The following is a 26,926-nucleotide window of genomic DNA, read 5'->3' as shown; positions in this document are numbered from 1 at the left end:
TTATGAGCAAAGAACAACGTGTTGTTATTACAGGAATTGGCGCATTATCACCTATAGGAAATAATGCTAAGTCTACTTGGGACAATGCATTAAAAGGTGTAAGTGGTATAGATTCGATTACACGCATAGATACAACGGATTACAATGTCCATTTAGCTGGAGAGTTAAAAGACTTTGATATTGAAGAGCATATTCCTAAAAAAGAAGCGAGACGCATGGATCGCTTTACACAATATGCAGTTGTAGCTGCAAGAGAAGCCGTTAATGATGCTAAACTTGAAATTAATGATAGTACTGCGGATAAAATTGGCGTATGGATTGGTTCAGGTATTGGTGGTATGGAAACATTTGAAATTTCACATAGCCAATTATTAAATCGTGGACCAAGACGTGTGAGTCCATTCTTCGTACCTATGCTGATCCCAGATATGGCGACAGGTCAAGTATCAATAGATTTAGGTGCTAAAGGGCCGAATGGTTCGACGGTTACTGCTTGTGCAACTGGTACGAACTCAATAGGTGAAGCATTCAAGATTATACAACGTGGCGATGCAGATGCAATGATTACTGGTGGTACAGAAGCACCGATTACACATATGGCATTAGCTGGCTTTAGTGCGAGTCGTGCATTATCTACAAATGATGATAAAGAAACTGCATGTCGTCCTTTCCAAGAAGGTCGTGATGGATTTATCATGGGTGAAGGTGCAGGTATTGTCGTTTTAGAATCACTTGAATCAGCGAAAGCTCGTGGTGCGCAAATTTACGCTGAAGTCGTAGGTTATGGATCAACTGGTGACGCATATCATATAACAGCCCCAGCTCCAGAAGGTGAAGGCGGTTCACGTGCTATGCAAGCGGCAATAGATGATGCTGGTATTGAAGCGAAAGACATTCAATATTTAAATGCACATGGAACAAGCACTCCAGTAGGTGACTTAACTGAAATTCAAGCTATTAAGAATACTTTCGGTGAAGCGGCGAAATCATTGAAAGTAAGTTCAACTAAATCAATGACAGGTCATTTACTAGGGGCTACAGGTGGATTAGAAGCTATTTTCTCTGCACTTTCAATTAGAGATAGTCGTATTGCACCAACGATTCATGCTGATTCACCAGATCCTGAATGCGATTTAGATATCGTTCCAAACAAAGCAGAAGATTTAGATATTACCTATGCAATGAGTAATAGTTTAGGTTTTGGTGGACACAATGCTGTACTTGTATTGAAAAAATTTACTGATTAATGTAGATAAGTTATATTTTGAAAAGCAAGATCATCTCAACCGGATGCTCTTGCTTTTTTTGTAAATATCGAACTTAAGAAAGTTAGAGAAATGATAACAATAATAGAGAGGCTTATAGTTTATTATAATAACTTTTTAACGGTTGAATATTTAAAATTCTTGTAAAACATAAAATTTATATTGTGAAATGTTTAGAAAAAGTTAAAATATAAAGTGAAGATAATTTTATATTTATAAAATGTCTATTCAAGACATACATTTAGTGTATAATGTAAATTATTGGATTATAAAGTGGGGTGTAATTAAGATGAAGCAATTTCTAACATTATCTACAACGTTGAAAACAAGAATGATAGCAGATTTCATCTTAATTATAGCGAGCCAAGCGATTTTACCCTTTATGGCATTATATTTAACGAGTAAAGTAAATGCTGTATTTGCTGGTACATTTTTAATTGCCAATATCATTGTAAGTTTTGTAGTGTCCTTCGTAGGTGGATATTTAGGAGACAATTATAATAGGAAGAAAGTAGTCAATTTAATACATTTTATCTACGCTGTGTGTCTGATTATTTTAAGTATTACGGTGACTATGGATGGTTTAGGTTTAATCATATTTTGTATAACGGTATTTATCTTTGAATTATTGTTTGCTGCGAGTGAACCTATTTTTGAAGCAGCAATTATGGATGCCATTTATGAAGAAGTTCGCGAGTACGTTTATCAATTAAATTATTGGATGTTTAATATTGGTACGGCGATTGGCATGGCATTAGGCGCGTTGTTATATTTAGGACATAAGCATTTATTATTTGTATTATTTTTCATTGCTATGCTGATAAGTTGGTATTTATTTGAAAAATATTATGACGTGGAGCAAGTTATTACTAAAAAAGAAGATCTAACCTCTAAATTTAAACATTTCGTAGATAGTTATCATGTTGTCATTAAGGATAAATACTATATGTTGCTTAATATTGGGTTTATGATGGTCATCATGGCTGAACTCAGTTTGAATTCTTATGTAGTTGTAAGACTAAAAGAAGCGTTTGAACCTTTACATTTTTTAGGCTTTTATATTGATGGTGTCCGAATGTTTACAGTAATTATGATCATCAATACACTTGTAGTGGCGACATTAACTTTTACGGTTAATAGAATTGTAGATAACACCTCAAAGAAAATTGCATTTATGATAGGTATTGTTTTATATACCGTTGGTTACAGTGTTTTGATGTCAGCTTCTGAATTTTGGATATTATGCTTATTTTCTATTATAGCTACATTAGGTGAATTGATTTATTCCCCAATTCAAAATGCGCAACGTTTCTTGATGATTCCTGAAGATAAACGAAGTACTTATAATACATTTGGGATGATTTCATTCTATGGAGGGAATATATTGGCACGTTTGGGATTAATAATTGGTGCGTTTATTCTGCCTTGGATGATGTCAGTATATGTAGCTGTTATAGTACTATTAGGATTTATCCTCTTGTATTACGCATTATTTCATAACCCTAATATTGAAACAAAATAATGAAAAGACTGTATTCGTTTATTGTGAATCATCACAATAGCTAATACAGTCTTTTTTATATAATAAATGAAATGGCAATCGAAATAAGTAAATATAGCAAATTAAAAACAAAGCCCACTTTAATCCATGGATTTACAAAGTAGGATGATTTTTTGGCTTGTGTAGGTTTAAAAAAATCATCATTTTCTAGCGTATCTTTGTGTTTTTTATTCGTTAGCTGATACTTTAGTCTTCTAAAACCGTAACTCGTAGGATCTAATATACCTTCTTGAACAATGATTAAACTAAATAGGATAATCACAAATATAAAAGATACATAGAATATGATATTTAAATACTGAGTTAATTGATGTGAGGCAAAGAGCCAACATAAGAATGAAATCAATGGTGTAAATAATAGCCAAAATAGATAAGTGGTAAATTTCCTCATATTTATTGTCTCCTTTATTTAATAAATTTATTGTAACTTAAAATAACTAAAAAATGAATAATTTGCCTTATAAATTCTTTTATATCAACACTTTTAAAGAGAAAGAAAATTAAATAAAATTCATTTACTTTAATAAAGTAAAGCAAAACAATATTGATTAAAATATGAACTATAAGTATACTATTATTAAATATTTCTGAATATTTCGAAGGGAATGTTTATTCTGAAATTAAAGGGGGATAAAAAATGCTTAAGTATGTTTTGAAGCGTTTAGGCTACATGATTTTATCACTGTTCATTATCATTTCGATAACATTTTTCTTAATGAAGCTGATGCCCGGTTCACCATTTAATGATGAAAAATTAAATGAAGAGCAAAAGCAGATTTTAAATGAAAAATATGGTCTCAATGATCCAGTACCAGTGCAGTATGTTAGTTATTTGAAGAATGTCGTTACGGGGGACTTTGGTAACTCATTTCAATATGATAACCAACCTGTATGGGAGTTAATTAAACCGAGATTAGTTCCGTCGCTTGAGATGGGGTTAACGGCAATGGTGATAGGTGTAATTATAGGTTTGATACTAGGCGTTATTGCAGCAGTACGGCAAAATACTTGGGTTGATTATACAGCAACGGTCATCTCAGTTATTGCAGTTTCAGTACCATCGTTCGTGTTAGCGGTATTGTTACAATACGTATTTTCAGTTAGATTACAGTGGTTTCCAGTCGCAGGTTGGGAAGGTATATCGACAGCTGTACTACCTTCACTGGCATTGTCAGCAGCAGTATTAGCAACAGTTGCAAGATACATAAGAGCGGAAATGATAGAAGTTTTAAGTTCAGATTATATCTTGTTAGCACGTGCAAAAGGGAATTCAACGATGAGAGTGTTGTTTGGTCATGCATTAAGAAATGCATTAATCCCAGTCATCACAATTATTGTACCGATGTTAGCAAGTATATTAACGGGTACATTGACAATTGAAAATATATTCGGTGTGCCTGGTTTAGGGGATCAATTTGTACGTTCAATTACGACAAATGATTTCCCAGTAATTATGGCGACAACGATTTTATTCAGTACACTATTTATTGTTTCTATTTTCCTTGTAGATATTTTATATGGTGTGATTGATCCACGTATTCGTGTACAAGGAGGTAAAAAATAATGGCTGATAAAAGAGATGAAAAATACAATGATGACCATTCAAATGCAGTTATGACACATACCTCAGAAGCGATACCAGCTTCGGATTTTATTAGAAGTAAAAACAATTTAGAAAAAGAACCAGAAATGCAAAGAGAAAGTAAAAACTTTTGGCAAGACGCTTGGGCACAGCTTAAAAGAAACAAGCTTGCCGTCGTAGGGATGATAGGTTTAATCATCATTATCTTACTAGCATTGATTGGACCTTTATTAAGTTCTCATGATTATGCAGAGCAAGATGTAGAGAGACGTAACTTACCTGCAAAAATTCCTGTATTGGATCAAATTCCATTTTTACCTTTTGATGGTGAAGGAGCACAGGGCGTAGATGCATATAAAGAAGCAGGTGTGAAAGAAAACTTCTGGTTCGGTACAGACCAACTTGGAAGAGATTTATGGTCTAGAACTTGGCAAGGTGCACAAGTATCCTTATTCATTGGTGTTGTAGCAGCGTTACTAGATATATTCATAGGCGTTGTATATGGCGCAATATCCGGTTTCTTTGGGGGACGGATAGATAATGTCATGCAACGTATTATTGAAGTCGTTGCGTCTATACCTACACTAATTGTTGTTATTTTATTCGTACTAATATTCGAACCGTCTATTTGGACAATTATATTAGCCATGGCAATTACAGGATGGATTGGCATGAGTCGTGTGGTTCGTGGTGAATTCCTAAAGTTAAAAAACCAAGAATTTGTATTAGCATCTAAAACTTTGGGAGCATCTAAAATAAAATTAATATTCAAACATATTTTACCTAATACATTAGGTGTTATCGTAGTTACATCTATGTTTACAGTACCTAATGCAATATTCTTCGAGGCTTTCTTAAGTTTCATTGGTATTGGGGTACCAGCACCTAGAACATCATTAGGTTCTTTAGTGAATGAAGGTAGAGCCATGTTATTAATTCATCCGCATGAATTATTTATTCCAGCACTTGTATTAAGTTTATTAATCTTATTCTTCTATCTATTTAGTGATGGATTACGTGATGCATTTGATCCTAAAATGCGTAGATAACAAAAGGGGGCAACATATATGTCAGAAAGAGTATTGGAAGTTAGTAATTTGCATGTTTCCTTTGATATCGATGCAGGGGAAGTGCAAGCGGTAAGAGGCGTGGACTTCTTTATCAATAAAGGAGAAACCCTTGCAATTGTTGGTGAATCTGGTTCTGGGAAGTCAGTTACAACCAAAGCGATCACTAAGTTATTCCAAGGAGACGCTGGACGTATTAAAAAAGGTGAAATTAATTTTTTAGGGGAAGACTTAGCTAAAAAATCAGAGCAAGAATTAATCAAATTACGTGGAAAAGACATTTCAATGATTTTCCAAGATCCAATGACATCATTAAATCCAACAATGAAAATTGGGAAACAAGTCATGGAACCACTTATGAAACATAAGAATTACAGTAAAACAGAAGCTAAAAAAAGAGCGTTAGACATATTGAATTTAGTTGGGTTACCAAATGCAGATAAAAGATTTAATGCATATCCTCATCAATTTTCAGGCGGACAACGTCAAAGAATTGTTATCGCAACCGCGCTTGCTTGTGAACCTAAAGTGCTTATTGCAGATGAACCAACAACAGCGCTTGATGTAACAATGCAAGCTCAAATATTGGAATTAATGAAAGAACTACAAGATAAGATTAGTACCTCCATTATATTTATCACGCATGACTTAGGGGTCGTTGCGAATATTGCTGACCGAGTAGCGGTCATGTATGGAGGACAAATGGTAGAAACAGGGGATGTGGATGAAATATTTTATGATCCTAAACATCCATATACATGGGGATTATTATCATCTATGCCAGATTTGACAACTGGTACAGAGACTGAATTATTAGCTATTCCAGGTACACCACCCGACTTGTTACATCCACCTAAAGGTGATTCGTTTGCAGAAAGAAGTCAATTTGCTTTAGATATTGATTTTAAAACGCCACCGCCATGGTACCAAGTGTCACCAACACATTTTGCAAAATCTTGGTTATTAGATGAACGCGCACCACATGTGGAACCACCGGAAATGGTGAAAAAACGTTTGCGTAACATGCCAAATAATTTCGATAAGCCACAACAGGTAGAAAGGGTGTCGTTCGATGGAAAATAAAAATGAACTGTTATTACAAGTGAAAAATTTAAAACAGTATTTTAACGAAGGTAAACGCAATGAAGTAAGAGCAATTGAAAATATTTCATTTGACGTTTATAAAGGTGAAACTTTCGGCCTAGTTGGAGAATCTGGTTGTGGTAAATCAACGACAGGTAAAGCGATTATTAAACTAAATGATATTACTGATGGTGAAATTTTATATGAAGGTATAGATATTCAAAAAATTAAAAATCGTAAAGATTCATTGAAATTTAATAAAAAGATACAAATGATTTTTCAAGATCCATACGCATCGCTCAATCCAAGACTTAAAGTAATGGATATTGTGGCAGAGGGGATTGATATTCATAAACTTTCTACAGGTGTCAAAGATCGTAAAAGACGTGTCTACGATTTATTAGAAACTGTGGGACTAAGTAAAGAACACGCCAATCGTTATCCACATGAGTTCTCTGGAGGACAAAGACAACGTATTGGAATTGCACGTGCACTTGCCGTTGAACCTGAGTTTATTATTGCGGATGAACCTATTTCAGCATTAGACGTTTCAATACAAGCACAAGTTGTAAATTTATTACTTAAATTGCAAAAAGAACGAGGCATTACGTTTTTATTCATCGCTCATGACCTTTCCATGGTTAAATACATTTCGGACAGAATTGCAGTGATGCACTTTGGTAAAATTGTCGAAATTGGTAGTGCGGATGAAATTTATAATCATCCTATGCACCCTTATACGCAATCACTACTGTCGGCTGTACCTCAGCCAGACCCAGAAAGTGAACGTGTGAGAAAGAGAACACTTTTTAAAGAAGACGAGACTAAAAATGACCAACGTACATTGCATGAAATCAGACCGAATCATTTTGTATTTACAACAGATGACGAAGCGGAAGATTTGAAATCACATACACAAGAAGCATCTGTATAACATGGGAAAGGGGGATTACGATGAGAAAATTCAAATTATTTATTATTCTGATTGCACTATCGGTTGTATTAGCTGGTTGTGGTAGTGCGGAAGGGGTATATTCTGATAAAGGACAAGTTTTTAGGAAAGTACTGCCATCAGATATTTCAACATTAGATTCTGCATTAGCTACAGATACGGTGTCATTCGATATTTTCAATCAAATATACGAAGGCTTATATACATTAGATAAAGATGATAAAGCACAACCAGGGGTAGCAAAAGCAATGCCAAAAGAAAGTAATGGGGGAAAAACACTTACAATCAAGTTACGTAAAGATGCCAAGTGGTCAAATGGGGATCCAGTAACTGCACATGATTTTGAGTACGCTTGGAAACGTGTGGTGAATCCAGATACGGCATCTGAGTATGCTTATATCATGTATGATTTGAAAAATGCTGAAGCAATTAATATGGGTAAAAAGGATGTCGATGAGCTAGGTGTGAAAGCGGTTGATGACCATACATTAAAAGTTGAGTTAACAAAACCGATTCCATATATTAATGAAATGTTCGCATTTGGTACGTTTATGCCACTGAACGAAAAAGTAGTGAAGAAAAATGGTGACCAATATGGGACAACAGCAGCTAAAACAGTATTTAATGGGCCGTTCAAAGTGAAAGAATGGAAAGTAGAAGATAAGATACAACTTGTAAAAAACGAAGATTATTGGGATAAAAAGCAAGTACACTTAGATCGTGTAAACTATAAAGTATTAAAAGATCAGCAAGCTGGTGCCTCACTTTATGATACTGGTTCAGTTGATGATACGACGATTACAGCAGATCAAGTGGATAAATATGCTGACAACCCAGGCTTGAAAAAACGTTTATTAGCAAGTACATTCTACATTAAAATGAACCAAGATAATGTACCTGAATTTAAAAATAAAGACTTAAGACTGGCAATTGCACAATCTATTGATAAAGAAGGATATGTTAATTCAGTTAAAAACAATGGGTCAGAAGCAACAAATGGTTTCACTGCGAAACTAACAGCAGAGACACCTGATGCTAAAGATTTTTCTGAGTCTATTGATTCGCCATTAACTTATAATCCAAAAGCAGCAAAAAAACATTTTGAAAAAGCTAAAAAGGATTTAGGCGTTAAAAATATAACCTTTACGATGAACACTGAAGATACACCAGATGCTAAAATATCTGCTGAATATATTAAATCACAGGTGGAAAGCACTTTACCTGGTGTTACTTTGAAAATTAAACAATTACCATTTAAACAGCGTTTAAATCAAGAATCAACAGAAACGTTTGAAGCTTCATTATCTGGTTGGGGTCCTGATTATCCTGATCCACTAACATTCTTAAATATTATGACAACAGGTAACTCTAATAATAATACAGCATGGAGTAGTAAGGAATACGATAAACTTGTTAAAGATGCTAATGGAAAACTATTGAAAAAACCTGAAGAACGTAATGCAGCTATGAAACAAGCTGAAGAATTAATGTTAAATGATGCCCCAGTTGCACCAATTTATCAAAAAGGGGAAGCGCATTTAACAAATCCACAAGTTAAAGGTTTGGTATATCACCAAATCGGTGGTGATACAACACTTAAAGATGTAACCATTGATAAAGATATCGATCCTAAAACTGGTAAAAAGAAAGACTAATAAAAAATTAAAAAGTAACATAAAAGGAGCATCCAACTTAATGGATGCTCCTTTTTAACTTGCGGGATTTGAGATAAATAACTTATCTTTTACGACCTAAGCCCATTGCTTTTTCCATTTTTTTCAACGTTTTGAATGATACTTGTTGTGCTTTGTCTCTACCATTATCTAAAATAGTGTCAAGTTCTTCTGAATTTAAATAGTATTCATATTTTTCTTGGAAAGCAGTTAAGAAATCACTCACGATTTCTGCTAAGTCTGCTTTAAACACACCATAATTCGAATCTTTGTATTTTTCTTGAAGCGCATCAATTGATTCGTCAGTTAAACTTGAATAAATAGATAATAAATTAGAGATACCTGGTTTATTGTCGCGATCGAATTTAATAATACCATCTGAATCAGTTACAGCACTTTTTATTTTTTTAGCCGCAACGCTTGGTTGGTCTAGTAAAGAAATGAAGTTTTTTTGATTATCATCACTCTTACTCATTTTTTTCGTTGGATCTTGGAGACTCATTACGCGGCCGCCAACTTTAGGCATACGAATCTCAGGCTTAACTAAAATGTCGTTGTAGCGAGAATTAAATCTATCAACTAAGTTTCTTGTTAATTCCATGTGTTGCTTTTGGTCATCACCAACGGGTACGATATTTGTGTTGTATATAACGATATCCGCTGCCATTAAAGGAGGATATGTTAATAAGCCGGCAGGGACACCTTCCGTTTGTTTAACGGCTTTATCTTTAAACTGAGTCATACGTTCCAATTCACCGATAGAAGAAATGGTTGTTAACATCCAACTTGCCTGAACATGCGCTGGCACTTCTGATTGAATAAATAAAGTTGATTTTTCTGGATCGATGCCAGAAGCTAAATAAATTGCAGCTAGTTGTCTTGTTTGTTTACGTAATTTCAAACGATCTTGTGGTACCGTAATTGCATGCTGATCTACGATACAAAAGAAACAATTGTAATCGTCTTGAACTTCACCGAATTGTTTTAAAGCACCAATATAATTACCAATTGTAGGAATACCACTAGGCTGGATACCCGAAAATAATGTTTCCATATTACAATGCCTACTTTCTTAAATTTAATTTTTTACATAATAGGTTTATTATAACAGTATTTCAATCATTTGTAAGTTATGTTATACTATAGACATATCAATATTTTTAATTGAATTTATTGAGAAATACTTTTAATTTAAAATTTTTGAAAAAATTAGAGAATTCTCATTTAATTTTAATGTTGAAAGGGTATACTTTCATTGTAAGGTTAAGGAAGACGAAATTACTTAAGCAATTTCTTAATCATATAAATATTGAAATCAAATGAATTTACATTCATGAAAAATAGGAGAGTGAGATGTATGGTAACATTATTTACTTCACCAAGTTGCACATCTTGCCGTAAAGCGAAAGCATGGTTACAAGAACATGACATTCCGTATACGGAGCGTAACATTTTTTCAGAACACTTAACAATCGACGAAATCAAACAAATTTTAAAAATGACTGAAGATGGTACAGATGAAATTATATCTACACGTTCTAAAACTTACCAAAAATTAAATGTGGATATTGACGCATTACCACTTCAAGATTTATATTCAATTATTCAAGATAATCCTGGTTTATTACGTCGCCCAATTATTTTAGACGAAAAACGTTTACAAGTTGGTTATAATGAAGACGAAATTAGACGTTTCTTACCAAGAAAAGTTCGTACGTTCCAATTGCAAGAAGCACAACGTATGGTTGACTAATTAATACATTAAATACATGAAATAGACGAGCCATAAAGCGATATTTAAGCATGTTGCTTTGTGGTTTTGTTATATTTTTAACATAACAAACAATTGGGTATGCACGTCAAATGATAAGGTGATATCATCTTATTGTTATGATGTGGCTAGCTATTTGTAAATAAGTAATGACATGATTGCAACAGCACTTTCTTAGTTTAGTGCTGTTTTTTTGGCTAATTCAAAGGTATATGTTAATATTAGAGACCAAATAGGATTTAGTAAAAATTAATCAAACAAATCAATTGTAATTCTTACTACGTTCTAATACAATATGATTACTATTCATCGACTGTAAGGAGTGAGATGATATGAGAATAGAGCGCGTTGACGCTACAACTGTTAAATTATTTATAACTTATAGTGATATTGAGGCTAGAGGATTTAAACGAGAAGATTTATGGACAAACCGCAAACGTGGAGAAGAATTCTTTTGGAATATGATGGAAGAAATCAATGAAGAAGAAGACTTTGTAGTAGAAGGCCCATTATGGATACAAGTGCATGCGTTTGAAAAAGGCGTTGAAGTTACGATATCTAAATCTAAAAATGAAGATCTTATTAATATGTCAGATGAAGACAATGAACAACTTGATTATCAGGTAAATGATTTATTGTCACAAACATTTGATCAAGATGATAGTTTAGAAGATTTATTTGATCAACGTCAACAACAAAAAGATAACAAGCAAAATCAAGATCAAAATGAGCGCAATCGTCAAAATACACGTACTGTGATTGTTAAATTCAATGATTTAGAAGAAGTTATTGAATATGCACACTATAATAATCAAGTGACAGATGAGTTCGAAGATTTATTATATAGTCTTAACAATGTATATTATTATGCTGTCCATTATGATGAAACAGTAGATCAAGAAACAATTAATGATAGTTATAGTCAATTACTTGAGTTCGCATATCCTACTGATAAATCAGAAGTGTATTTAAACGACTATGCCAAAATTATCATGAGTCATAATGTTGCATCACAAGTACGTCGTTATTTCCCAAACACAGAAGCATAAAATACAAGTCAAAATTAACGTATTTAATTTATAAAAGCACGTTAGATAACAAATGCATTATAAGATGTTGAAACCAGCTATGGGTCATTACCCTTAGCTGGTTTTTTTATAGAGCAATTGCGTTTTTAAATAAATAGGCAATATTTTATCTAGTAGTAGAAGTAATTTATTGATTAATAAGGTGTAATTATTATGAGGTGAAGAAGCGTGTTGTTAGCGTATGACCATCATAAACATTTAGTTTTTGCAAATCATGCTGTTAAAGGTGCCGAATATACATGTCCACATTGTAAAAATAAAATGATTTTAAAAAAAGGTGAAATAATCACACCACATTTTGCTCATTTAAAAGTAGCTTCTATTTTTTGTAGTAAAGGTGAAACTCAGGCACATTACTCACTTAAATATCAGCTTGCACTGAAATTGTCATGTATCGGTTATCATGTACAAATCGAGCCTTATATTGCTGGGATTTATCAATATCCTGATTTAATTATTGATAAAAAGATCGCCATAGAAATACAATTTTCAAAAATCACAATTTCTAGTGTGAAAAAACGTAGTAACGGTTTGTTACATATTGGTTATAGATTAATATGGATTATTCCAAACCCATATTACGATAAACTTAGGCATATTTTAATATTAACGAAGTACGAAAGAACTTTTATAGATTTTAAATCTAAACGCTTGCTCACATGGGACAGTAGTAACAAGCAGTTATATATGTATCAAATTTATAATTTTATTGGTGGCAATCGCTATATTGCACATAAATTTAAACTGGAGATTAAAGATTTTGACTATGTGTTTAGTCAAATTGAAACTGAAGATTTTACGCGTGATATCAAATTAAACAAAAATACGATTCAGCAATATATAAATCGTTGTCGATGTACACGCTCTGTTAAAGAACCAAGTTTAAGCGTTATGTATAATTTAGGTCTATCTGATAATTGGGTAAGTACGTATTTAGGAATCATATATCCAGAACAATTATACATTCAATCCCATCCTATTTATTGGCAATTGCAATTATTATATTTACTTGTTAAAACACCGCAAAATTTAAACGAATTTAATGAAAAAATAATGCTTAATCACTTTTATAACATAGAAAATACAAAGGATGTCATAGTTAATGAGCTTATAAATAAATTCAGAAATTCTTACAGTAAAATGGAATACAATAACGTGCAAAATTAGGCCGGACGTGAGAAAATTAAAGTATTGAAAAACATAGGAGGTTTACTAAAAATGACACAACAATTAACAAGAGAAGAACAAGAACGTAAATATCCTGAATATACATGGGATTTAACAACTATATTTGAATCAGATGAAGCTTTTGAACAAGCTTTCAAAGAGGTTGAGGATAACCTCGGTCAAGAGCAACAATTTCAAGGACATTTAGGAGATAATGCTGAAACTTTATATAAAGCGTTAGCATTAGAAGATGAACTAGGTTCAAAATTAGAAAAAGTATATGTATATGCACATTTAAAACAAGACCAAGACACTGCCAATGATAAATATACAGGATACGAATCACGTGCACATCAATTAATTATAAAATTTAGTTCAGGTTGGAGTTTCTTAGTACCTGAAATCTTACAAATAGATGAAGAAACAATTCAATCATTCATTGAAGAAAATGATGATTTAAAACAATATGCATTTGATTTGAAATTAATTAATGAAAAACGTCCTCATGTATTAACTGCAGATAAAGAAAAGTTACTAACAGAAGCGCAAGATGCATTATCAACACCAGATAATGTATATGGTATGTTTAGTAACGCTGATTTAGAGTTTGAAGACGCTGTCGATAAGGATGGTAATACGCATTCACTCACTCAAGGTACATTTATTAAATGTTTAGAATCAGATGATCGCGTGTTACGTAAATCTGCATTCGAAAACTTATACAAAGCATACGGCGCATACAATAATACGCTAAGTGCTACATTGGCTGGAGAAGTTAAAAAGAATGTATTTAATGCAAGAACACATCATTATGAATCGGCAAGAGCAGCGGCGTTAAGTAATAACCATATACCAGAGACAGTATATGATAATTTGGTGAAAACAGTACATGAATACTTACCATTGTTACATCGCTATACCAAATTACGTAAAGAGTTATTAGGTTTAGATGATATGAAAATGTATGATCTTTATACACCATTAGTTAAAGATGTGAAATTTGAAATGCCATATGAGGAAGCAAAAGACTGGATGGTAAAAGCGTTGCAACCAATGGGTGAAGAATATATGAAAGTAGTACATGAAGGCTTAAACAATCGCTGGGTTGATGTGTTTGAAAACAAAGGCAAACGTTCAGGCGGTTATTCTTCAGGTGCGCACTTAACCAACCCATTTATTCTCTTAAATTGGTCGAATACAGTTTCTGATTTATATACTTTAGTGCATGAATTTGGACATTCAGCGCATAGTTATTTTAGTCGTCAAAATCAGCCTTCTAATTCAAGTGATTATACGATTTTTGTTGCTGAAGTTGCGTCTACTTGTAATGAAGCTTTATTAAGTGACTATATGGATAAGCATTTAGACGATGAAAGAAGACTATTGTTACTAAATCAAGAGTTAGAACGTTTCCGTGCTACATTATTTAGACAAACAATGTTTGCAGAATTTGAACATAAAATTCACCAAATTGAAGAGGCGGGTGAGCCGTTAACAGCTAATCGTATGAACGAAGAGTATGCAGAATTAAACAGATTATACTTTGGCGATTCAGTTGAAACTGATGAAGATATTAGTAAAGAATGGTCTAGAATTCCTCATTTCTATATGAACTATTATGTGTATCAATATGCAACCGGATACAGTGCAGCACAAAGTTTAAGTCATCAAATATTAACTGAAGGACAACCTGCTGTTGATCGTTATATTAATGAATTTCTGAAAAAAGGTAGTTCAAATTATCCTATAGAAATATTGAAAAATGCTGGGGTAGATATGACAACACCAGAACCAATTGAACAAGCTTGTAAAGTCTTTGAACAAAAATTAGACGCTTTTGAAAAGCTAATGAAAGCTTAATGTGAATGTATTCGTTTACAATATGACAAGTTTGTGACAAACTAAAATTATTTAATTCAAATGGTTGAAAGGTCTATTTTAGCGTGTTATATTATAAACATGAAATTAATCACATAACAAACATACCCCTTTGTTTGAAGTGAAAAATTTCTCCCATCCCCTTTGTTTAGCGCCGTGTAATCAGACACGGCGTTTTTTTATGCTCTTTTTAAATAAATTTCCAAGATGCGTTTAAATGAATAACTATTCAATTGACTTTATTCCGAAAAAGCGTTATCCTAAACTTGTATCTAAAATAAATACAAGAAAGAAGTGTTTTCATGAAAATTGCAGTAGTAGCAGCAAATGGGAAAGCCGGTCAACTTATTACTAAGGAAGCGGTAGAAAGATCGCTAGATGTTACAGCAATTGTTAGAAGTGAGAATAAAACAGTTGCGCATCAAGTCTTACAAAAAGATTTGTTTGATTTGACTAAAGAAGATATTGCACCTTTTGATGTCATTGTTGATGCATTTGGACAAATGAATAAAGATAAGTTGAATGAGCACAGTCAATCGCTAGAACATCTTAGTAATTTGGTTAGTGACAGTCAAAAACGACTCATTATTATAGGTGGCGCAGGTAGTTTATACGTAGATAAAGCACATACAGAAAGATTGATTGATTCTCCTGATATGCCAGAAGAAGTAAAACCTATTAGCATGGCGCAAGTCAAAACATTTGAAGAAATTAAAAAGCGTGATGATGTGCAATGGACTTTTGTGTGTCCAGCACCAGATTTTCAATTTGATGGTGAGAAAACAGGCACTTATAAAGTGAGTGATGATGAAGTAATAGGTACACATGTAAGTTATGCAGATTTTGCTAAAGCAATTGTAGATGAGGCAATGGGCCCTGAACATATTCAAAGTCGCTTTGCGGTATTTGCAAAGTAATTTTCAAAAAACAAAAAAGTAGTAAGCCATTCATAATAAAGCACTATCATAAAATGGGCTGGTGAGCAAAAGCGCACTAGTCCATTTTTTATGAACATACTAAGTAGTGCAAATATCTCTGCAATTAAAAAGATGTCATCGTAATAAAGGAAAATAGTTTGACTATGAATAGCTTAATAACTAAATATTTGTAAGATTAAAGGACAAAATATAGGAATTCACGTTTTGTTTACATTAATATAATTTTCTAATGTATTAAGTAATCTTTTTACTATAGTGTCATTAGGACAATTTCAAGTTCTTATTTATGAATAGCGTGAAAATCAAGTGCATTTTAAATTGTATGTATTTATCGTTTCTACACGAAATCTTCACGTGCTGATATACAGAGAAATTGTATGAGTTAAGGACTATGGGTTGGTCTATATCTCTAGAGTAGCAAGTACAATCTAAATGGTGTAATGAATATAAATAAAGAGGGCTAATCCATTTACATAGTGATTAGTCCTCTTTATTTGAACATGGGACTGTATGTCCCAACTTCATGTTTTTGAAATTAATACATTTATACTATATCGTACGTGTTAAAAAGATTAATTTTTTGCTTTCCAGAATTTGCCATCTGGTGATTTAAGTTTTTCAATTTTTTGCTGTAGTGCTAGCTTTTTAAGTTCTTTATTCATTAGTTTTTCCGGCCATTCATAAATCGTAAGTAGCTCTTCTTTGGTAACCAATTGTTGTTGTTGAATATAGTCTTCTAAACTTGGTGGTAATTCTTTTTCTATTGTTGAACCAATAAGCTCATTAATAATATATGTGTATATATGGTAAGGATATAAGCCTTCCACTTTTAAGCCTTCTTCATGAACATCTTCATTAAAAAATACGAGAGAGGGCGCTTCCTCAATTTCCATTTCTCGAGCAATATGCAAGTCTACTTGTAAACTTTCTTTTAAGCAAGAACTATTTAAATCTTCTTTAAATACTTCGTAATCTAAACCTGCGTTACTGATACAACTATTTACCATTGATTCAGTAATAATATCACGCTTAGGAATAATTTCATTTTGAACGAGATGTATAAATCGTTCAGCACGAATACGTCCTTGAAGTTCCGCAGCCTTATAGGCTAATGCGATATTATCTAAATCAGAGGTGCTCTGAGCTTGGCATTTTGTTAAAACACGTAATGAAGGGTTCAATATATGTCTAATACTAATATATTGCTTATATTCAATACGTAATTTAGAAAGGATAGCCGATAGCTTAAAGCATTCCTTACTGAATGGATCGAAAAAGGAATAAATTTCTATCTTGCTCACAGGTGAAAGATTTGCATCTTCACGACTATTAGGTTGTATTAATATTAATTCTTCAGTCATGTCTATTCCACCTACAATTAATTTTCGGAATTAACCATGTGATTTGCCGTTAAACGTAATCGTTCATATAAGTAATCACCAACACCAGCTGGAAATTGTGCATGCGCGATTGCATGTGCCATATTTTCAAGCCACGCATCTCGTTCGTGATTTGTGATTATGAAATCCATATGCCGTTTTTTTAGCATTGGGTGACCATGTTCCTGTGTATAAAGGTTTGGACCACCTAAAAATTGCGTCAAGAATTGCTTTTGTTTTCTACTCGTTTCTTCAAAATCCCCAGGAAACAAATGGTTAATTCTATCGTCGCGTTTAACTAAATAATAAAAATGATCAATCATCTTGTATAAGGCGTCATGTCCAATGATTTCATAAGGTGTTTGAGTCATAATATCACCGTATCCTGTTAATATATTACTAATATAACATGAATTTTTACATTTGGAAGTAATTCGACTTCTTGCTATTGTGCTTGATTAATTGCCAGATAAATTTGATTTACGTTTAAAAAATCTTTGGACTTTATTATCTGGTATTTCATGTTGCATATTAAATTGTTCAAGAATATTTTTAAATTGTTTGAACCCTTCATCGTAATCATCAACTTCAAATTCTAGTTCAAAATCTTCGAAAGCAAGATAGCGACTTTTATCTAATACAAGTAAATTCCCATTAACTTCTTTTTCGAGTCGTTCTGTCGTTAATGCGCCAAGAATAACTAATTGATTTAAGTCAAAGTCCATTTTTTCAAGTTGTTCTATGATTTCAGCAGGCAACATTTGTGTCGTGATTGATTTGTTTAATTCAGGCACGACCCGAGTTTCAAAATTATATTCCATCAGACCAACTTCAGCAGGTATTTTTAAAGTCATCTCATTATAATCATCTTTCACACGAATTCTTAAGGCTGACTGGTTTGCCTTCAAGTCAAATTGTGGTGTATCAATATAGTAGTTAGTTTGACTAAAGGTACCGACATCCTGAAAATAGGTTTTATAAATGGATTGGTATTGTGATTGGGTTAATAATTGTTTAAATTCAATTTCATTATTCGTAGCCATGCATACACTCCTTTTTTACATATAATAACTTATTTTAAATCACTTTTTCCTTATTTTAAATTGAACTGCATTTGTAAAATTTGAATTAAGTAAAAGTTATGTATATATGTTGGTAAAACATGTAAGTTGTGACGTGTTATGTACGATAGAATTATGTTAAAATGATGAGGAATAAGGAGGAACAAGCATGCGTATTTATGTAAATGAAATTAAAGTTACAGAAGACAGTATAAATTGTTATACAGAGCAATCTACAGAAGGCTTACAAGAAGCAGGACAAATGCTTGTTGATAGCGATAATTATAGTTTTGCATATATTTTAGACGATGGACAATCATATTCTTATTTAATATTTGTCCAAGAAACTTGGTCTATGTTACATGAAAATAAAGGCAAGAAATTGATTATTAATGATGAACTAGAATTAAAACAATTCGAAAATGAATTTAACTATATATTGGATAACATACAAGGTAATTCAAATTATGGTAAGGAGTTTGTGTCCGTTGTTGAAAATACTTTCGAATTAGATTGAAGCGGAGTGAAGCACAATGAATCAGTGGGATCAGTTTTTATCTCCATATAAGCAAGCAGTCGACGAACTGAAGATTAAATTAAAAGGGCTTAGAAAACAATATGAAGTAGAAGATAATGCTTCTCCTATAGAATTTGTAACGGGCCGTGTGAAACCAATGACGAGTATTATTGATAAGGCAAATAAGCGCCAAATATCATTTGATCGTTTACATGAAGAAATGTACGATATCGCTGGTTTACGTTTAATGTGTCAATTTGTTGATGATATAGATATCGTGGTTAATTTATTGAGACAACGTAAAGACTTTAAAGTTGTCGAAGAAAGAGATTATATTAGTAATACGAAACAAAGTGGTTATCGTTCATTCCATGTGATTATTGAATATCCTATAGAAACACTTAATGGAGAAAAGAGCATTTTAGCAGAAATTCAAATCAGAACGTTAGCGATGAATTTTTGGGCAACGATAGAACATACACTGAGATATAAATATGATGGAGACTATCCACCTGAGATTCAACATCGTTTAGAGCGAGCGGCAGAAGCAGCTTTCTTATTAGACGAAGAAATGTCTGAAATAAAAGAAGAAATTCAAGAAGCACAGAAATATTATTCTAAAAAGCGTGCGAAAAAGCATAATAATGACTAGGGGATGTTACGATGCGTTACACGATATTATCTAAAGGTGATTCAAAATCAAATGCTTTAAAACATAAGATGATTAACCATATGAAAGATTTTCAAATGGTTGAAGACCCAGATAATCCAGAGATTGTCATTTCTGTAGGGGGAGATGGCACATTGTTACAAGCGTTTCACCAGTATAGTTACATGCTTTCTCGTTGTGCATTTGTTGGGATTCATACAGGACATTTAGGTTTTTATGCTGATTGGCTACCACATGAAGTGGAAAAGTTAATTATTGAAATTAATAATTCCGAATTTCAAGTCATTGAGTATCCCTTATTAGAAATCATCGTTCGTTATAATGATAATGGTTATGAAACTCGCCATTTAGCTTTAAATGAGGCTACTATGAAAACGGAAAATGGGTCTACGCTTGTTGTGGATGTAAATATAAGGGGTAACCAGTTTGAGCGTTTTAGAGGTGATGGTTTGTGTATATCCACACCATCAGGTTCAACTGCTTATAACAAAGCGTTAGGTGGGGCATTGATACATCCTTCATTAGAAGCAATGCAAATTGCAGAAATCGCATCGATTAATAATAGAGTCTTTAGAACGGTAGGTTCTCCCTTAGTCTTACCTAAACATCATACGTGTTTGATAACACCAGTTAATCAGGACACAATTTTAACTACCATTGATCATGTGAGTATTAAACATAAGAATGTGAATGCAATACAATATAGAGTAGCCAATGAGAAGATACGATTTGCTCGATTTAGACCATTTCCTTTTTGGAAAAGAGTTCATGATTCATTTATTTCCAGTGGAGAGGATGAATAATGAAGTTTACTTTTAATATTACTGCTTCAGAAATGTTACGTTCTTTTTTACAACGACATCATTTCTCTAAGCGAACGATAAGCGCCATTAAACATAATGGCGCTTTAGTAGTTAATGGTCAAACTGTTACGGTTAGAAAACAATTGGCTATTGGTGATATTTTGGAAGTATACCTTGGTAAAGAAATCCCAAGTACAAATCTTAAACCTTATCAACAACCATTAAATATTTTATTCGAAGATGACTATTTAATTGTTGTATCAAAACCACCGTATCAGAACTGCGCACCTTCAAGAGACCATTTGCATTATAGTATAGTAGAACAAGTATTAGGCTATTTAAATGAAAAACAGCCTGGCATCAATCCCCATATAGTGACACGACTAGATCGTAATACCTCTGGAATTGTTATATTGGCTAAACATGGGTTTATTCATCATTTAATGTCTAACCTTAATATAGATAAAAAATATCTTTGTATCTGTTATGGTAAGACTGAAAAAGAAGGCGTGATAGATGCGCCCATTGCAAGACACCCAGAAAGTATTATTCAACGTCGTGTCGATGCAGCTGGAAAAACAGCGCAAACACGGTTTAAGCGAGTGGAATATAAGGAAGGATTTAGTATGTGTGAAGTAACATTACTAACTGGAAGAACACATCAAATACGTGTGCACTTTCAGCATATCGGTCATTCTATCGTAGGCGATGCGCTTTATGGTGGCAAGCATGAAAGCTATCATCATCAACTATTGAGATGTACCCAGGTGGCATTCATACATCCTATAAAAAATCAAAATATTGTAATTAATGATAAATATGATGCAATAGAAACGCTATTTAATATGATATAATTTTAAACATACATGGAGGTGTACGAATGGCTAATGAGAAAGATTCAATCGTTTTAGAGGATGAACAAGTTTATGACCAAACATTATTAGACAATTTGTTGTTAAATAATCATATAGATGAATTTAGAGATGAATTCTTATCCATGCATACATATGAACAAAGTGAATACTTTGAGGATAGCAATGAAGATATACGCCAACGTATGTATGAAGTACTATCGCCAGAAGAAGTAGCGGATTTCTTTGAACAATTAGAAATTGATGAAGATGAATACGAATCACTTTTTGATGCGATGAATGCTAATTATGCAAGCAAGGTACTAGAAGAAATGTCTTACGATAATGCAGTTGACATTATGAACCAGCTATCTAAGCAAAAAATAGTTAGTCTCCTCACGTTAATGAATAGAGAAGATGCAAAAGAAATAAAAGCATTATTACATTATGATGAAGATACTGCCGGCGGTATTATGACAACTGAATATATTTCTTTAAAGGCAACCATGCCAGTAAAAGAAGCGCTCATGCATGTCAAAGAACAAGCGCCAGACGCTGAGACAATTTATGTTATTTTTGCAGTTAATGATAACAAACAATTGGCTGGGGTACTCTCTCTTAGAGATTTAATTATTGCTGAAAATGATGCATACATAGAAGACATAATGAGTGAACGTGTCATTAGTGCAAATGCTGCAGATGACCAAGAAGATGTAGCTCAAAAGATGAGAGACTATGATTTTATTGCAATGCCAGTTGTCGATTATCAAGATCATTTGCTAGGTATTATAACAATCGATGATATCTTGGATGTTATGGACGAAGAAGCAAGTGAAGACTACTCTCGTTTGGCTGGTGTATCAGACGTAGATGCAACAAATGATTCAGTGTTTACGACAGCTAAAAAGAGATTGCCATGGTTAATTATTTTAACATTTTTAGGGATGATTACAGCAACAATATTAGGTTCATTTGAAGATACTTTATCAAAAGTAGCATTATTAGCAGCATTTATTCCTATTATCAGCGGGATGTCCGGGAACTCTGGGACACAATCACTCGCCGTATCCGTACGTAATATTTCTACTGGTGAAATATATGAACAAAGTAAATTTAAAGTCGCTTTAAGAGAAGCGGGTAGTGGATTTTTAAGTGGTCTTGTATGTGCTTTGTTACTATTTATTATTATAATGGTGCTGTACGGACAAGCAATACTAGCTATCATTGTTGGTGGAAGTTTGACGATTGCAATGACGGTAGGTACTTTAGTGGGATCCATGATTCCCTTAGTAATGAATAAATTGAAAATTGATCCAGCGGTTGCTAGCGGACCATTTATCACAACAATCAATGATATTGTCAGTATGCTAATTTATTTTGGATTAGCTACATCATTTATGTCTTATTTAACTTAAGGGGGTTATATGGAATTTTTATCGCTTGTTGTCGTAGTGTTAGCGGCATTTTTTACACCAATATTAGTCAATCGACTCAGAATCACATTTTTACCTATAGTGGTAGCTGAAATTTTAATGGGCATTGTCATTGGGCACTCATTTTTAAATTTAGTAGAACGAGATGCAATGCTCAATATATTATCAACTTTAGGATTTATTTTCTTGATGTTCTTAAGTGGTTTGGAAATAGATTTTAAAGCTTTTAAAAGAGATAAAAGTTCAGCGAATAAAGAACAAAAATTGAAGAAACAAGAACCTGGCCATTTACAATTAGCAGTTGTTGTTTTCATGTTTATTATGATTATTTCTATTATTTTCGCATATATGTTTAAGTGGTTTGGACTTATTGATGATGTCTTACTAATGGTTATTATTATTTCTACGATCTCATTAGGTGTAGTCGTGCCGACACTTAAAGAAATGAATATTATGCGTACGACGATAGGTCAGTTTATCTTATTAGTAGCTGTACTTGCAGACTTAGTTACAATGATTCTATTAACAGCTTATGGTACATTACATGCTTCGGGTAATACATCGTTATGGCTAATTGGTAGTTTAGTCGTCTTTACCATTATTTTTTATTTGTTAGGCGGCATTTTCAAAAAAGCACAATTTTTACAGAAATTAATGGATGGTACGACTCAAATCGGTATACGTGCAGTATTTGCCCTGATTATTTTGTTAGTTGCTTTAGCTGAAGGGGTAGGGGCAGAAAATATTTTAGGTGCATTTTTAGCAGGTGTGGTTGTCTCATTACTTGGTCCAGATGAAGATATGGTTGAAAAGCTAGACTCTTTTGGCTATGGCTTTTTTATTCCAATCTTTTTCATAATGGTCGGCGTAGATTTGAATATTCCACAACTCATTAAAGAACCAGCATTATTATTAATTATTCCATTTTTAATTTTAGCATTTTTAATTTCTAAATTAATTCCATTGTTTTACATACGAAAATGGTTTGATATGAAAACAACGATTTCTTCCGCATTTTTACTAACATCAACTTTATCGTTAGTTATTGCTTCTGCAAAAATAGCAGAACAATTAGGTACAATTTCACCAGAAATTTCAGGTATTTTGATATTAAGTGCAGTGATTACATGTGTATTTGTACCTATTGTATTTAAAAAAATGTTTCCTATGCCTGATGAGGCCACTAGACAAATTGAAGTTAGTTTGATTGGGAAAAATCAATTAACGATTCCAATTGCCCAAAATTTATCATCACAACTTTATCAAGTATCGCTTTATTATAGAAATGATTTAAGTGATAAACGTAAATTGTCTGATGCCATTTCAATGATTGAAATTTCGGATTACGAAGAAGAGTTGTTAGAACGTCTAGGACTATTCGAAAGAAATATCGTAGTATGTTCTACAAATGATGATGAAATTAACCGTAAAGTAGCATTGATGGCTAAGGCGTATGGTGTGAAACGTGTTATCTGTCGATTGGAGTCTAGTTCGTCAGATGAAACGTTACAAAAAGCGGGTATTGAAATCTTCAGTAGTTATATGAGTAACAAAATTTTGTTAAAAGGTCTCATTGAAACACCAAATATGCTTAATCTTTTAAGTAATGTTGAAACATCATTATATGAAATTGCGATGTTAAATCATCAATATGATCAAATCCAATTACGTAATTTCCCATTTGGTGGAGATATTATCTTTGTACGAATTATTAGAAATAATGAATCTATCGTGCCACATGGTGATACACAATTACGTTACAGAGATAGAGTAATCGTTACTGGTTCAAAAGAATATGTAGACGAATTAAAACGCGAATTAGAATTCTATTATTAAGTTAGTGAAAAATAGAGCGAAGGACATTGCATGGTATGCAATGTCGTTTGCTTTATTTTTATGTTTTTTTTGTACGAAAGCGCGTTATACTGACAAATTTGGAAGTGAAAACGTATTAAATTTATGAGTATAGTAAAATAAATTGTTTATTCAATCAAACCAATGTTAAAATAGGGAATGCTTATATTGGCATAGAGCAAAGTGATCGTTCGTAGCTTCATAACTACTCGAACCAATTAAAAATGGAAATTTAAATAAAGGAGTTATATTCATGTTAAATTTAGAGAATAAAACATTCGTCATTATGGGTATTGCGAACAAACGTAGTATCGGTTTTGGTGTAGCTAAAGTATTGGACCAACTTGGTGCAAAATTAGTATTTACATACCGTAAGGATCGCAGTAAAAATGAATTAGAAAAATTAGTTGAACAATTAAACCAATCAGAACATCATATGTATCAAATTGATGTTCAACAAGATGAAGATGTCATTAATGGTTTTGCTAAAATTGGTGAAGATATCGGACATATTGATGGCGTATACCACTCAATTGCTTTTGCAAATATGGAAGATTTACGTGGTCGCTTTAGTGATACATCACGTGATGGTTTCTTATTAGCGCAAGATATTAGTTCTTATTCATTAACACTTGTAGCGCGTGAAGCAAAAAAATTAATGCCTGAAGGTGGTAGCATTGTAGCTACAACATATCTAGGCGGAGAATTTGCAGTACAAAACTACAATGTGATGGGTGTTGCTAAAGCAAGTTTAGAAGCAAATGTACGTTATTTAGCTTTAGACTTAGGTGAAGATAACATTCGTGTTAATGCGATATCAGCTGGTCCTATCCGTACATTAAGTGCGAAAGGTGTTGGCGGCTTTAACACTATCTTAAAAGAGATTGCAGAACGTGCGCCTCTAAAACGTAACATTGATCAAGAAGAAGTAGGTAAGACAGCGGCATACTTGTTAAGTGATTTTTCAAGTGGTGTAACGGGTGAAAATATCCATGTAGATAGTGGTTACCATATCGTTAAATAAAGAAACACAAAATACGCATGACCATCGTTACAATTCAACGATGGTCATGCGTATTTTTATATAAATAAGACCGAGACATAGATTATTGTCTCGGTCTCAAACTTTATTTTCAAAAAAGGAAGATGAGCGCATTTTATATAACCATGAGTTCATCTTCCCACTTATTTTTTGATGATTATTCTTTTACATCACTATTCGCTTTTTCCATAATCTTTTCTCGATAATGGAATACATTTCGAACAATTGTTTTAATGACTGCATATAATGGAACGGCTACTAGGATGAGTACGAAACCACCTAAATTACCAGCAGCAAGAATAACAACAATAATCGTTAGTGGGTGAATATTTAATGATTTACCCATAACGTTTGGTGTGATGACATTACCTTCTAATTGTTGAGCGATTAGTGTAATGATACATACCCAAATGAAAATTGTAGGACTTTGAATAATACCAATAATACCTGCTGGTGCAAATGCCATCCAAGGACCTAAGAACGGTATCATATTGGCAACACATGCAAATATAACAAGTAATAATGTGTAATTTAAACCTACAATAGAATAGCCTATATATAAAATGATACCTAAGATAATACTTACTGTCACTTGACCTTGAATATAAGATTTTAAAGTGTCATTTAAGTCTTTTAATAAATCAACAATAAATACTTTTCTTTCGCCTTTAAATAATTTAGCGATAAATGGAATAAAACGTTCGTGATCTTTTAACATATAGATCAAGAAGAATGGCACCATGATGAGTAAGAATAAAGTTGAAATAAATGAAGTCAAGTAACTTAATGAGTTAGATAAAACATTTGCAGTACTATCACTCATAGATTGAACCATTTTATTAATTCTATCTGTGACATCATTAGGTAGTCTTTCCATTTGGTCTAATGAAAAGTTAATGATGTGTTGAACTTCGTGCTGTAATGCTGGAATTTGATTAATTAAATTTTCAATTTGCTCGGCAATCAGTGGTCCTATATAACCAATGACAACACCAATGATGATAATTAAGCCAATGAAAATTAAAGTGATACTTCCCCAACGAGGGATTTTATTTTTTTCAAGTATTTTTTGAAAAGGTAAGCAAATATAGAATAAGAAGCTACTTAATAAGAGTGGTAACAACACCGATTGTAAAATAATAATAAATGGCGTGAACACACTATGGACTTCCATTACTAATTTGATTAGTAAAAACAGGATTAATAGTGCAATACCTGTTCTAAACCAAACCTTATTTAGCATAGAACGGTTCCTCCTAAAATTCATTATTTAAGTACAATTCAGTATATC

General features: G+C 32.8%; 25 protein-coding genes. 19 read left to right on the top strand and 6 right to left on the bottom strand.

The genetic code is table 11. From position 1 onward, the window contains the following. The first annotated feature begins 2 nt into the window (after nucleotides 1–2). Entirely contained in the window at nucleotides 3–1,247 is a 1,245-nt protein-coding gene (gene fabF, locus ACP7BT_RS04510; protein ID WP_210124634.1) for a beta-ketoacyl-ACP synthase II, read from the top strand. Nucleotides 1,248–1,554: 307 nt separating this feature from the next. After that, nucleotides 1,555–2,787, top strand: a complete 1,233-nt coding sequence (locus tag ACP7BT_RS04505; protein WP_037538888.1) for an MFS transporter — start codon at nucleotides 1,555–1,557, stop codon at nucleotides 2,785–2,787. Between the two features lie 55 nt (nucleotides 2,788–2,842). On the opposite strand, the gene ACP7BT_RS04500 is transcribed toward ACP7BT_RS04505, so the two are convergent. Then, the gene (locus ACP7BT_RS04500) at nucleotides 2,843–3,217 is read right to left on the bottom strand and encodes a DUF3899 domain-containing protein (protein WP_011303492.1); all 375 of its coding nucleotides are present in this window, start codon (nucleotides 3,215–3,217) and stop codon (nucleotides 2,843–2,845) included. 246 nt (nucleotides 3,218–3,463) lie between these two features. On the opposite strand from ACP7BT_RS04500, the gene opp3b reads away from it, so the two are divergent. The 5 genes from opp3b to ACP7BT_RS04475 are packed head-to-tail and all read left to right on the top strand — an operon-like array spanning nucleotide 3,464 to nucleotide 9,165. Then, complete coding sequence (gene opp3b / locus ACP7BT_RS04495; RefSeq protein WP_011303491.1) at nucleotides 3,464–4,390, top strand: oligopeptide ABC transporter permease; 927 nt, start codon at nucleotides 3,464–3,466, stop codon at nucleotides 4,388–4,390. Continuing rightward, nucleotides 4,390–5,457: an oligopeptide ABC transporter permease gene (gene opp3C / locus ACP7BT_RS04490; RefSeq protein ID WP_041079588.1), complete on the top strand. Its 1,068-nt coding sequence runs from the start codon at nucleotides 4,390–4,392 to the stop codon at nucleotides 5,455–5,457. The genes opp3b and opp3C overlap by 1 nt, the downstream gene beginning before the upstream one ends. A gap of 18 nt (nucleotides 5,458–5,475) precedes the next feature. Then, on the top strand, nucleotides 5,476–6,558 hold the full coding sequence (locus ACP7BT_RS04485; protein ID WP_002483769.1) for an ABC transporter ATP-binding protein: 1,083 nt from the start codon (nucleotides 5,476–5,478) through the stop codon (nucleotides 6,556–6,558). After that, nucleotides 6,548–7,492, top strand: a complete 945-nt coding sequence (locus tag ACP7BT_RS04480) for an ABC transporter ATP-binding protein (RefSeq protein ID WP_011303489.1) — start codon at nucleotides 6,548–6,550, stop codon at nucleotides 7,490–7,492. Before ACP7BT_RS04485 ends, ACP7BT_RS04480 begins: the two co-directional genes overlap by 11 nt. A 20-nt stretch (nucleotides 7,493–7,512) precedes the next feature. Then, nucleotides 7,513–9,165, top strand: coding sequence for a peptide ABC transporter substrate-binding protein (locus ACP7BT_RS04475; protein ID WP_041079586.1), 1,653 nt, complete (start codon nucleotides 7,513–7,515; stop codon nucleotides 9,163–9,165). Nucleotides 9,166–9,247: 82 nt separating this feature from the next. Here ACP7BT_RS04475 and trpS read toward each other — a convergent pair whose 3' ends face one another. Then, nucleotides 9,248–10,237, bottom strand: a complete 990-nt coding sequence (gene trpS, locus ACP7BT_RS04470; protein WP_002483766.1) for a tryptophan--tRNA ligase — start codon at nucleotides 10,235–10,237, stop codon at nucleotides 9,248–9,250. A 303-nt stretch (nucleotides 10,238–10,540) separates the two neighbouring features. Here trpS and spxA point away from each other — a divergent pair, with 303 nt between their 5' ends. The 5 genes from spxA (at nucleotide 10,541) to ACP7BT_RS04445 (ending at nucleotide 16,004) form a co-directional block, all read left to right on the top strand. Beyond that, complete coding sequence (gene spxA, locus ACP7BT_RS04465; protein ID WP_002483765.1) at nucleotides 10,541–10,936, top strand: transcriptional regulator SpxA; 396 nt, start codon at nucleotides 10,541–10,543, stop codon at nucleotides 10,934–10,936. 350 nt (nucleotides 10,937–11,286) lie between these two features. Continuing rightward, nucleotides 11,287–12,003, top strand: a complete 717-nt coding sequence (mecA, locus tag ACP7BT_RS04460) for an adaptor protein MecA (RefSeq protein WP_002483764.1) — start codon at nucleotides 11,287–11,289, stop codon at nucleotides 12,001–12,003. Between the two features lie 207 nt (nucleotides 12,004–12,210). Beyond that, entirely contained in the window at nucleotides 12,211–13,209 is a 999-nt protein-coding gene (locus ACP7BT_RS04455) for a competence protein CoiA (RefSeq protein ID WP_002483763.1), read from the top strand. Nucleotides 13,210–13,260: 51 nt separating this feature from the next. Beyond that, nucleotides 13,261–15,069 carry an oligoendopeptidase F gene (pepF, locus tag ACP7BT_RS04450; protein WP_002483762.1) on the top strand — a complete coding sequence of 603 codons (1,809 nt, stop codon included), beginning with the start codon at nucleotides 13,261–13,263 and terminating at the stop codon, nucleotides 15,067–15,069. A gap of 320 nt (nucleotides 15,070–15,389) precedes the next feature. Continuing rightward, nucleotides 15,390–16,004, top strand: coding sequence for an NAD(P)-dependent oxidoreductase (locus ACP7BT_RS04445; RefSeq protein WP_002483761.1), 615 nt, complete (start codon nucleotides 15,390–15,392; stop codon nucleotides 16,002–16,004). 593 nt (nucleotides 16,005–16,597) lie between these two features. Here ACP7BT_RS04445 and yjbH read toward each other — a convergent pair. The 3 genes from yjbH to ACP7BT_RS04430 all read right to left on the bottom strand — a co-directional run bounded on the left by yjbH (nucleotide 16,598) and on the right by ACP7BT_RS04430 (nucleotide 18,447). Beyond that, complete coding sequence (gene yjbH / locus ACP7BT_RS04440) at nucleotides 16,598–17,386, bottom strand: protease adaptor protein YjbH (protein WP_426303740.1); 789 nt, start codon at nucleotides 17,384–17,386, stop codon at nucleotides 16,598–16,600. A 17-nt stretch (nucleotides 17,387–17,403) separates the two neighbouring features. Further along, nucleotides 17,404–17,775 (bottom strand): truncated hemoglobin YjbI, encoded by a 372-nt coding sequence (locus ACP7BT_RS04435; protein ID WP_002483759.1) that lies wholly within the window; start codon nucleotides 17,773–17,775, stop codon nucleotides 17,404–17,406. 87 nt (nucleotides 17,776–17,862) lie between these two features. Beyond that, nucleotides 17,863–18,447, bottom strand: a complete 585-nt coding sequence (locus ACP7BT_RS04430) for a CYTH domain-containing protein (RefSeq protein ID WP_069821851.1) — start codon at nucleotides 18,445–18,447, stop codon at nucleotides 17,863–17,865. Nucleotides 18,448–18,634: 187 nt separating this feature from the next. Between ACP7BT_RS04430 and ACP7BT_RS04425 the strand changes: the two genes are divergently transcribed. The 7 genes from ACP7BT_RS04425 to fabI all read left to right on the top strand — a co-directional run bounded on the left by ACP7BT_RS04425 (nucleotide 18,635) and on the right by fabI (nucleotide 25,617). Next, nucleotides 18,635–18,982 carry a hypothetical protein gene (locus ACP7BT_RS04425; protein ID WP_002483757.1) on the top strand — a complete coding sequence of 116 codons (348 nt, stop codon included), beginning with the start codon at nucleotides 18,635–18,637 and terminating at the stop codon, nucleotides 18,980–18,982. A gap of 16 nt (nucleotides 18,983–18,998) precedes the next feature. Beyond that, on the top strand, nucleotides 18,999–19,634 hold the full coding sequence (locus ACP7BT_RS04420; protein ID WP_002483756.1) for a GTP pyrophosphokinase: 636 nt from the start codon (nucleotides 18,999–19,001) through the stop codon (nucleotides 19,632–19,634). An 11-nt stretch (nucleotides 19,635–19,645) separates the two neighbouring features. Continuing rightward, nucleotides 19,646–20,455 (top strand): NAD kinase, encoded by an 810-nt coding sequence (locus tag ACP7BT_RS04415; protein WP_002483755.1) that lies wholly within the window; start codon nucleotides 19,646–19,648, stop codon nucleotides 20,453–20,455. After that, a complete protein-coding gene (locus ACP7BT_RS04410; protein WP_002483754.1) occupies nucleotides 20,455–21,309 on the top strand; it encodes an RluA family pseudouridine synthase in 855 nt (284 codons plus the stop codon). Before ACP7BT_RS04415 ends, ACP7BT_RS04410 begins: the two co-directional genes overlap by 1 nt. Nucleotides 21,310–21,335: 26 nt before the next feature. Next, nucleotides 21,336–22,721, top strand: coding sequence for a magnesium transporter (gene mgtE, locus ACP7BT_RS04405; RefSeq protein ID WP_002483753.1), 1,386 nt, complete (start codon nucleotides 21,336–21,338; stop codon nucleotides 22,719–22,721). Nucleotides 22,722–22,730: 9 nt separating this feature from the next. Beyond that, complete coding sequence (locus tag ACP7BT_RS04400) at nucleotides 22,731–24,575, top strand: cation:proton antiporter (RefSeq protein ID WP_426303739.1); 1,845 nt, start codon at nucleotides 22,731–22,733, stop codon at nucleotides 24,573–24,575. A 271-nt stretch (nucleotides 24,576–24,846) separates the two neighbouring features. Further along, nucleotides 24,847–25,617, top strand: coding sequence for an enoyl-ACP reductase FabI (gene fabI, locus ACP7BT_RS04395; RefSeq protein WP_002483750.1), 771 nt, complete (start codon nucleotides 24,847–24,849; stop codon nucleotides 25,615–25,617). A 175-nt stretch (nucleotides 25,618–25,792) separates the two neighbouring features. Here fabI and cozEa read toward each other — a convergent pair whose 3' ends face one another. After that, entirely contained in the window at nucleotides 25,793–26,878 is a 1,086-nt protein-coding gene (cozEa, locus tag ACP7BT_RS04390; RefSeq protein WP_037538884.1) for a lipoteichoic acid biosynthesis protein CozEa, read from the bottom strand. Nucleotides 26,879–26,926 lie beyond the last annotated feature (48 nt).

The sequence above is a fragment of the Staphylococcus sp. Y174-1 genome (assembly GCF_049897865.1).
Taxonomy (GTDB): Bacteria; Bacillota; Bacilli; order Staphylococcales; family Staphylococcaceae; genus Staphylococcus; species Staphylococcus saprophyticus.
Note: the sequence above shows the minus strand (reverse complement) of the source record. Positions and strands in the feature narration are given on the sequence as shown.

Excerpts from the sequence above, each read along its gene's own strand:
- fabF (WP_210124634.1), top strand. The coding sequence starts at position 3 with ATGAGCAAAGAACAACGTGTTGTTATTACAGGAATTGGCGCATTATCA.
- ACP7BT_RS04505 (WP_037538888.1), top strand. The coding sequence starts at position 1,555 with ATGAAGCAATTTCTAACATTATCTACAACGTTGAAAACAAGAATGATA.
- ACP7BT_RS04500 (WP_011303492.1), bottom strand. The coding sequence starts at position 3,217 with ATGAGGAAATTTACCACTTATCTATTTTGGCTATTATTTACACCATTG.
- opp3b (WP_011303491.1), top strand. The coding sequence starts at position 3,464 with ATGCTTAAGTATGTTTTGAAGCGTTTAGGCTACATGATTTTATCACTG.
- opp3C (WP_041079588.1), top strand. The coding sequence starts at position 4,390 with ATGGCTGATAAAAGAGATGAAAAATACAATGATGACCATTCAAATGCA.
- ACP7BT_RS04485 (WP_002483769.1), top strand. The coding sequence starts at position 5,476 with ATGTCAGAAAGAGTATTGGAAGTTAGTAATTTGCATGTTTCCTTTGAT.
- ACP7BT_RS04480 (WP_011303489.1), top strand. The coding sequence starts at position 6,548 with ATGGAAAATAAAAATGAACTGTTATTACAAGTGAAAAATTTAAAACAG.
- ACP7BT_RS04475 (WP_041079586.1), top strand. The coding sequence starts at position 7,513 with ATGAGAAAATTCAAATTATTTATTATTCTGATTGCACTATCGGTTGTA.
- trpS (WP_002483766.1), bottom strand. The coding sequence starts at position 10,237 with ATGGAAACATTATTTTCGGGTATCCAGCCTAGTGGTATTCCTACAATT.
- spxA (WP_002483765.1), top strand. The coding sequence starts at position 10,541 with ATGGTAACATTATTTACTTCACCAAGTTGCACATCTTGCCGTAAAGCG.
- mecA (WP_002483764.1), top strand. The coding sequence starts at position 11,287 with ATGAGAATAGAGCGCGTTGACGCTACAACTGTTAAATTATTTATAACT.
- pepF (WP_002483762.1), top strand. The coding sequence starts at position 13,261 with ATGACACAACAATTAACAAGAGAAGAACAAGAACGTAAATATCCTGAA.
- ACP7BT_RS04445 (WP_002483761.1), top strand. The coding sequence starts at position 15,390 with ATGAAAATTGCAGTAGTAGCAGCAAATGGGAAAGCCGGTCAACTTATT.
- yjbH (WP_426303740.1), bottom strand. The coding sequence starts at position 17,386 with ATGACTGAAGAATTAATATTAATACAACCTAATAGTCGTGAAGATGCA.
- ACP7BT_RS04435 (WP_002483759.1), bottom strand. The coding sequence starts at position 17,775 with ATGACTCAAACACCTTATGAAATCATTGGACATGACGCCTTATACAAG.
- ACP7BT_RS04430 (WP_069821851.1), bottom strand. The coding sequence starts at position 18,447 with ATGGCTACGAATAATGAAATTGAATTTAAACAATTATTAACCCAATCA.
- ACP7BT_RS04425 (WP_002483757.1), top strand. The coding sequence starts at position 18,635 with ATGCGTATTTATGTAAATGAAATTAAAGTTACAGAAGACAGTATAAAT.
- ACP7BT_RS04420 (WP_002483756.1), top strand. The coding sequence starts at position 18,999 with ATGAATCAGTGGGATCAGTTTTTATCTCCATATAAGCAAGCAGTCGAC.
- ACP7BT_RS04415 (WP_002483755.1), top strand. The coding sequence starts at position 19,646 with ATGCGTTACACGATATTATCTAAAGGTGATTCAAAATCAAATGCTTTA.
- ACP7BT_RS04410 (WP_002483754.1), top strand. The coding sequence starts at position 20,455 with ATGAAGTTTACTTTTAATATTACTGCTTCAGAAATGTTACGTTCTTTT.
- mgtE (WP_002483753.1), top strand. The coding sequence starts at position 21,336 with ATGGCTAATGAGAAAGATTCAATCGTTTTAGAGGATGAACAAGTTTAT.
- ACP7BT_RS04400 (WP_426303739.1), top strand. The coding sequence starts at position 22,731 with ATGGAATTTTTATCGCTTGTTGTCGTAGTGTTAGCGGCATTTTTTACA.
- fabI (WP_002483750.1), top strand. The coding sequence starts at position 24,847 with ATGTTAAATTTAGAGAATAAAACATTCGTCATTATGGGTATTGCGAAC.
- cozEa (WP_037538884.1), bottom strand. The coding sequence starts at position 26,878 with ATGCTAAATAAGGTTTGGTTTAGAACAGGTATTGCACTATTAATCCTG.